At 72.1% G+C, this 6,982-nt stretch carries 7 protein-coding genes and 1 pseudogene; 4 read left to right on the top strand and 4 right to left on the bottom strand.

What is annotated here, in order from left to right:
* Positions 1–127: 127 nt before the first annotated feature.
* Complete coding sequence (locus ACFWVP_RS29590; protein ID WP_384501039.1) at positions 128–631, bottom strand: GNAT family N-acetyltransferase; 504 nt, start codon at positions 629–631, stop codon at positions 128–130.
* A gap of 433 nt (positions 632–1,064) precedes the next feature.
* Positions 1,065–1,463, bottom strand: a complete 399-nt coding sequence (locus tag ACFWVP_RS29585) for a hypothetical protein (protein WP_384501038.1) — start codon at positions 1,461–1,463, stop codon at positions 1,065–1,067.
* An 846-nt stretch (positions 1,464–2,309) separates the two neighbouring features.
* On the opposite strand from ACFWVP_RS29585, the gene ACFWVP_RS29580 reads away from it, so the two are divergent.
* Both ACFWVP_RS29580 and ACFWVP_RS29575 read left to right on the top strand, forming a co-directional pair.
* Entirely contained in the window at positions 2,310–3,389 is a 1,080-nt protein-coding gene (locus ACFWVP_RS29580) for a hypothetical protein (RefSeq protein WP_384501037.1), read from the top strand.
* A gap of 158 nt (positions 3,390–3,547) precedes the next feature.
* The gene (locus tag ACFWVP_RS29575; protein WP_384501036.1) at positions 3,548–4,315 is read left to right on the top strand and encodes an NPP1 family protein; all 768 of its coding nucleotides are present in this window, start codon (positions 3,548–3,550) and stop codon (positions 4,313–4,315) included.
* Between the two features lie 211 nt (positions 4,316–4,526).
* On the opposite strand, the gene ACFWVP_RS29570 is transcribed toward ACFWVP_RS29575, so the two are convergent.
* Positions 4,527–5,024, bottom strand: coding sequence for a hypothetical protein (locus ACFWVP_RS29570; RefSeq protein ID WP_384501035.1), 498 nt, complete (start codon positions 5,022–5,024; stop codon positions 4,527–4,529).
* A gap of 372 nt (positions 5,025–5,396) precedes the next feature.
* A pseudogene (locus ACFWVP_RS29565) lies at positions 5,397–5,627 on the bottom strand (thioesterase family protein); the annotation flags it as partial.
* A 168-nt stretch (positions 5,628–5,795) separates the two neighbouring features.
* Here ACFWVP_RS29565 and ACFWVP_RS29560 point away from each other — a divergent pair.
* Positions 5,796–6,458 (top strand): lysophospholipid acyltransferase family protein, encoded by a 663-nt coding sequence (locus tag ACFWVP_RS29560; RefSeq protein WP_384501034.1) that lies wholly within the window; start codon positions 5,796–5,798, stop codon positions 6,456–6,458.
* Positions 6,459–6,775: 317 nt separating this feature from the next.
* Positions 6,776–6,982: hypothetical protein (locus ACFWVP_RS29555; RefSeq protein ID WP_384501033.1), on the top strand; the 207-nt coding region annotated here is incomplete at its 3' end.

Below are 6,982 nucleotides of genomic sequence, written 5' to 3'. Positions count from 1 at the left end.
TGACCCACAACTACCCCAAAGACGAACCCCCCCACATCCGCCCCACCACCACCCCACCCACCAGCGGGGGGGGGCGCCCCGCGCGCCCCCCCCACCGATGTGTTTCGGAGCCCGCCGGACCCGAGGATCAGCGCGGTCCGGCTGCCGGATCCCTCAGATCCCGGGTGAAGCGCAGCCCCGGGCGGCCACACAGCACGATCTCGCCGGCCGGCTCGAACCCCGTGCGGGCCAGCACCGCCCGCGACCCGTGGTTGTCCTCGGTCGTCTCCGCCCGCAGGACGCTCAGCCCGTACTCGGCGAGAGCCAGCGCGCACACCTGCCGGACCGCCTCGGTGGCCAGGCCCCTCCCCGCGGCCCGCTCGGCGATCCGGTAGCCGAGCTCGGCCGAGCCGTCCGCGACATCGACGAGGTTGACCCGCCCCAGCACGGCCCCCTCGTCGTCGGCCAGGACGTGGAAGTGGAGCAGCCCGGCGGCCTGATCGACGAGCAACTCGCTGTGACGCGCGTCGAATTCGGCGAAATAGTCGTCACCCCGGTCCGGGATCGAGGCGGCGAAATATGCCCGGTTCTCCCGCTCGAAGGCGAGGAGGGCCGCGGCGTGGTCGGGGCGAAGGCGCTGGAGGACGGTCATGGAGGCGACGATATCCAGGGTCGGCCGTCCCTCGGGAAGCGGGGCACGCCGCCCCCGGCCACGCTGCGGACCTGCCCACGCGTTCCGAGGCCGTACGGCGTGCGTGCCTACAGCCGCACCGACGGACGCCCCGTTCCAGGGCACCAGGAACGCCGGTGCGGGTGGCAGGAATCCGTCCGCGCCACGTGAACCCGTGACGGCAGCCGTGTCCGTGCCCAGGACGGAGTGCCGTTCCATGTGCCGCCGAAAACCCGGGAGTTGCCGCCGGTACCCGTACCCGTACCCGTGCCGAGGGTGACGGCGCGTCAGTCCGGGACAACGGCAGTCCCGGGGCCCTCGCTCTCACTCACACCTCGACGTTCCGCGACGCCGGAACGGGCTTCGGCACCGACACGGCCGGAGGCCTCGCCGGGCTCTCGGGAAATGTCGCCGCTCACCACGGTAGTGAGTCCCGGCGTTGGACGTCGAAGCCGAACACACGGGCCACCACAGTGGCGGCCGTCCCGAGTACGGCCACGCCGGACACCGCCGCCAGCGCGGCGAGTGCGCCGTGGAAAAGGAGCAGCGGGCCGGCGACGAGCCCGGCCACCAGGACGCCGAGCACGAGGACCTGCACCCACCGGTCGTCCTCGTCGGTCCAGCTGCGGACCCACAGCCCGGCGATGATCAGCACCATGAGCCAGAACTCGGTGCCGAACAGCCACCCCAGCCCGCCGGTACTCGCCCGCACGCACCACGCGTCGACGTAGGAGAGGCCCAGCGCGACGGGTGCGACGACCGCCGCCTTGCCGGCCGCCGTGCGGAGGGACACCCCTGTCGGGAAGACGCTCATGCCGTTCCCTCTCCGGTGGTGGCCGCCGGACACCGACGACCCGCGGATCCGATGGTCATGTACGGGGGGACGCGGGGGAGGGCCGGGCGGTTCGTGTCCGCAGTGTCTTCCTCGCGCCCGCCCGTGCGTCAGGGGGCGATGCCCACGTCGTCCGGGCGGCTCCACTCCCTTTCCTGGGCGCTGGTCGGCGGGGACCAACGGCCCTCTCCCGGGCGGGCGTTGACCCGTGAGGCGTAGGAGCCGGGTACGTAGTCGGGCCGGAAGGAGCACCCCGTCCCGTTGGCGGCGTCGAAGGAGGGGCAGGGCGCCGAGACGGCCGCGGGGGTGGGCTTGCGGCCCGTCCGCACCCAGTCGGACAGCGCCGCACGGCGGTGTGATGGACGCCGTAGGAGACCTGCCCGGTGCAGCAGGTCGCGTCCGTTGTGAGTTCCGCCGGACAGGGCACTCCGACGGGCCGTCCGGCCGCGGTCGCGGGCTGGGCGGGGCCGATGAGCCCGGCACCGAGAAGCCCCCCGATCCTGCCTGCCACCACCGCGAGCATGCGTCCACGCCGGGAACCCGGCCTCATGACGGACGTGGCCACGACGTGTCCTCCTCGTTGCTGGGGCGTGCCTGTGTGGCGGCCGATGCCCGGTCATGGCCGGTTCGATGAAACAGGGGTCTCGCCATGTGCGTTCATCTCGTTCACCGGTAGGAGTTCGGTCACCCATGCGACCTTCCTCCGTGCTCGTACAGCAGTACGGGCGACGGCCGTGACCTCGGCCCCGTACGCACGTTGTACCGGGCGTGCCTCCTTCTTCTCCCCGTACGCCCGCTGCCCCTGGCCCTGCCTCTGCCGCGTCGACCGTGGCGAAGCCTCCGATCGCCTTCCTGTTGACGGCCCGACAGGGCGAGGCCGCCCGGCGGCTCCTGGCCTACGTGGGCTCGCTGCCGCTCGAAGGGGCCGACGCCCAGCTCCTCGCGGTGGTCGTCGCCATCCGGTCGGCCCGGGGCGGCACGGGCAACCTCACCGGGCAGGACCTGCGTTCGCTCCGCCTGGCCGACGCGGAGGGGGCCGTGGCCGCCGTCGGAGCTCTGGGATGGCAGGCGCGGGGCGACCTGATCGGCGGTAACCCCGACGTTCCCGTGGCGATCACCGTGCCGGATCTCGTGGACGATTCGGACCGCCGGCTGCCGTTCGCCAAGATGACGCGGTCCCGGGTGTCGGGGTGGACGAACCGGACCCTGACCGCCAAGCCGGCCAGGAAGACCTCGACCGAGGCCCGGCTGGCCGCACTGTATCTGGCCGCGCACGCCCCGGCCGGCCGGCCGGGCACCCTGCCGGCCGACCTGCCCGCCCACTGCCGTGCCGCGCTGCCCGAGCTGCTGGCGAAGGGCTTCCTGCTCGAAGTGGACGGTAACGGTTACCTCCTGGGGGATGCCGTACGGCATCTGGCAGGCCTGCACCCCCTGCCGGCTGCCACGCCCCGCACGAAGGCGCCGACGATGACCTGGGACGAGTGGAAGGCGCAGGTGAGTCCGGCGCTGCGGCGGCACGCCGAGGCGGTCGAGCACTGCCCGCTGTGCGCGATGCCCGTGGTGCGGGTGGCCGAGGCGTTCACGCGTACACCCGTTCCGGCGCAGTTCGGCGGGACGGTGCGCGCCGCGTTCGACGCCTGGCGGGACAGCCACCCCGACGAGGGGCCGCGCGCCGCTCGGTTCACCGCGGAATTCCGTGCGGCACACGGCCACGGGCCGTCCGTCAAACAGATGTGCAAGGGGATGGGCTGGGGCAAGCAGTCGCGGGGGCTGCGTCTCCTCATCACGCGGCACCTGATCACCGGTCGGTGGCTGACGAACACCGAGCCCGTGCCGTGGACCCTCCGCCCCGGCCGGGCCGGCCTGTCGGACGCCGCCGCGTCCTCGACGGGTACACGCCCTCGGTGAGTCACTGATGGCTCCGACGGTCGGCCTCGTGAATTGGCCGACCGTTCATCCCCTCGGTGTCCAGGGTGCGTGGGGCCAGGTGGAAGGGTTCATTACGTTTGTGGTGGGCATGCCAAGGATGTTCGCGTGCCCCCGCCACGCGTCAACCAGGAGGATCCATGAAGCCCGGAGCCCGCTTCCGCAGGGCGTCGATCGTCGTCGCCGGCGCCATCACGCTGGTCATCGGTTCGGCGAGCAGCGCCCTCGCCGCTCCGCCACCCGCCCTGCCGGGGAACGCGGACGGAATGGAGCAGACGTTCCAGCCCGCCTTCGACTACGACACGGACGGCTGCTACCCGACTCCGGCGATCGGCCCCGACGGCACGATATCCCCCGGCCTCAACACCACCGGTGCGGTCAACGGCAGTTGTCGTGACGCCTGGGACCTGGACAACACCAACGGGTACGCGCGCCACAAGTGCAACAACGGCTGGTGCGCGATCATCTACGGGCTCTACTTCGAGAAGGACCAGGCGGTGGCCGGCAGCGGACTGGGCGGGCACCGGCACGACTGGGAACACGTGGTGGTGTGGGTGCAGGACAACGAGGCCCGCTACGTCTCGACCTCGGCCCACGGCGACTTCGACGTCTACAACCGTGACCAGATCCGGTGGGACGGGACACACCCCAAGGTCGTCTACCACAAGGACGGTCTGAGCACGCACTGCTTCCGCCCCGCGAACAGCAACGACGAGCCGCCGGAGAACCACTACCACGGCTGGCGGTTCCCCACACTCGTAGGCTGGAACGGCTATCCGGCGGGAGTACGGGACAAGCTGGTCCAGGCGAACTTCGGCAGCGCGGTCTTCGGGCTCAAGGACGGCAACTTCAACGCCCACCTCGCGAAGGCCAAGCCGGCCGGAATCCCCTTCGACCCCAACGCCTGACCGGCTGGGCAGAGTTGCGTTGCGGGTGCCGGGCAGCCTCCCGCGAGGTGGCGCCCCGGGCGTAGGTGGCGGGGGACCGGCCGTGATCCCGGCACCACCCCGGTCCGGCTACCGCGAACGGCCATGCGGTGACGGCGGACCAGGTCCGCCGTCACGGGCGGGCTCCTGTGCGGCCGTCCGGTTCAGCCCGCATGTCCGCGACGGTGTGGCTTCAGGAACGGCGGCGCTGCGCGTGGATGGCCTTCACGAGTTCATCGATCGCGGATCGGGTGTCCTCGTCGCGCGCGTCGTCGATCGCTTCGAGCGCGGCAGCCGCGGCCTCACGGATGTGGTGCGGCAGCCCCTCGGCGGCCGTGAGGTGATAAGCGGCCTTACGGCGTGCCGTGCGCTCGGCCGGGTCCACGGCGCCGGGACCGGACAAGGGAAAGACGGAGACTTCGTACGCGGATATTCCCAGCACCACCATGTCCCCGATCCCGTCGGCGTATCCGAGCGCGGCGGCCTCGCCCCGCCCCTCCCGGAGGGTCGCCACCATCCGGCGGCGGGACAGGATCGAGCCCAGGGCGGCGCCGCCTCCCAAAGAAAGCGCGCACGTGACAGCGAGGAACGGGCCGTCCCAGACGAAGCCGGTGACTGCACCGAGGCCCGCGAGCGCGACGGTCCATCCGGCCGCGCTCCGGGAGCCCATGTGCTCGGGTGTGGTGTCCATGGGGGGAGTGTCCCAGCCGGGGCCGACAGGGCGAGGCGGGGGGAGTGACCGACAGCGGTGGACGGCCGCGCGCCCGGGGTCTGTTCGAGCGCCGAGGAGTCCGTGGTCCGAGACCGAGGAGCTTCAGGCGTCCGGGATCGATTCCGAAACCGCGGACGAGGCGCTGGTCCTGCTGTCAGGGCTGGCCGGTCGCGCCCGGTCGGCGGATCTACGTCTGTCTTGCGGGTCCTTCGAGCCGGCTCACCGCAGGAGGCGGTGGTGAGGCCCTGCGACACCGTACGGCAGGAGGGCCGCCGCTCCGTCGACCCGGCCGCACCGCGGATGGCCGGCGTCGTCATCCGGTCCGACGGCCGGTCGAGCCACGGTTCGGACTCCGGCCTGCGGGCGGACGGTGAGGATCTGCTCCGCGTGGCCCACCGGCCCGCGGCGGTCGTGCAGGACGCTGCCGGTGAGCCCCTGTCCCGACGGCCCGAAGGAAACGGTGGTGTCCAGCCCTGTCCACGGTCCTTCCGGCTGTCGGTGCAGGTGGATCGTCGGATCGAGGTTCGGGAACATCCACCCGGCGGGGTCCTGCTGGACGGCGATCCCGTTCGCGGTGTCGACGCCGGCCGCTGACCGCTAGCTGCACGACCGGCCGTCCCCCAGGGGCTGGCCGCACCCAGACACTGGGTACGCCGGCGGGGCTGCCGCTGAGTACCGGCACTCAGGCCCGCAGCACATTCCCGGACCACGATGAAGGCCACCACCGTTCGAGTCCGGGAGGACCCGCCCATGCTCAGCCGCCTCGCCGAAGCACTGGTGCCCGCCTTCGGCCGACTGACGGTCACCACCGACAGCGACGCCGACTTCGCGGCGGGCAGCATCATCGTCGCCAACCACAGCTCCCTGGCCGACCCCGCCGTGGTACTCGCCGCGCTGCGCCGTCTCGGCGTGGAGCCGGCCGTCCTGGCGGCCGCGGGCCTCTGGCGTATCCCCGTGCTCGGCCGTGCCCTCGCCCGTGAGGGACACATCCCCGTCCACCGGCATGACGCACGCGCCGGTGACGCCCTTGACGGCGCCGCCGAAGCCCTCGCCCGGGGACGCCTCGTCCTGATCTACGGCGAGGGCGGCATCCCGACCCGCAAGGATGCCGGGGAAGCCGCCCCGGAGGCCTTCCGGAGCGGGCTCGCGCGACTCGTTCACCGAACCGGAGCACCCGTCATTCCCCTGGGGCAGGCCGGATCTCGCCGTATCGTCTCCGGAAGCCCGATCAAGCAGGTCGCGGGCCTGGGAACCGCCCCGCTGCGCAGGCCCGGTCTCCATGTCCACGTCGGGGCGCCGATCACACTGACGGGGGACGTACCGAGCCGGACCGTCCATGCCCGTGCGGCGGTGACCGAGGCGTGGAGGAAGGCTGCCGAACGGCTCGGCGAACCGGTCTCCCTCGCCGTGTGAGAACGGCTGGCACGGCGCGATTCGACGAGGTCATGGCGACGTTCTGGGACGAGGGCGGCCACGGTGTCCAGCAACCCCTGACGGACAAGATGGTGCGAGAGGCCGAGGGGTCTCGGTGTGACGCCACCCTCGGCCCTGTTCGACCTTCCGCGGATCCGGAACGGTGGCGTCGTGGCCGATGATCACGAGGTGTTCCCCACCAGCCGGCCGACCTCCTGGAGCGAGGACCACGTTCCCTTCGACGACCTGATGGGCATCGGGCGGCGTGACGGGACGACCTCGTTGCTCGACACCCCTACCTGGTCAAGGAGTGGGGGATGCCGGTACCCCTTGTCCTGCTGTCGGGCGACGGGCGCTGCTGGATCGGGCTCGACTGCCGCGGTCGCGGGCGGAACCGAGAACCGTCGGTCGCCTGGTTCGACACCGACGTCGACACCGACGTCGACACCGACGTCGACACCGACGTCGACACCGACGTCGACACCGACGTCGACACCGGCGTCGACACCGACGTCGACACCGAC

The organism is Streptomyces sp. NPDC058637 (assembly GCF_042717325.1).
Taxonomy (GTDB): Bacteria; Actinomycetota; Actinomycetes; order Streptomycetales; family Streptomycetaceae; genus Streptomyces.
This window is presented reverse-complemented; position numbering and strand designations above follow the sequence as displayed.